Here is a 240-nt window from a genome sequence, read left to right as displayed (position 1 = left end):
GTGTGGATGCGTTTGTGTCTGGAGAGATGATCGGATGTGGCGAAAGCCTTGGTGCACCCGGCCTGGTCACAAACAAAGGGCCTGTTTCCTGTGTGGATACGTTTGTGCCTGATGAGATTACCGGATTGGGTAAAACGCTTGTTGCACCCATCCTGGTCACAGGCAAAGGGCCTGCCCCCTGTATGGATGCGTTTGTGCCTGGAGAGATCACCGGATGTGGTGAAGGCCTTATTGCACCTG

General features: G+C 54.6%; 1 protein-coding gene. It reads left to right on the top strand.

Annotated elements, in window-relative coordinates:
* A partial coding sequence (locus E1189_RS25340; protein WP_230460255.1) for a hypothetical protein occupies positions 1-240 on the top strand: 240 nt, incomplete at both ends.

This window comes from Parendozoicomonas verongulae, from assembly GCF_009711465.1.
Lineage (GTDB): Bacteria > Pseudomonadota > Gammaproteobacteria > Pseudomonadales > Endozoicomonadaceae > Sansalvadorimonas > Sansalvadorimonas verongulae.
This window is presented reverse-complemented; position numbering and strand designations above follow the sequence as displayed.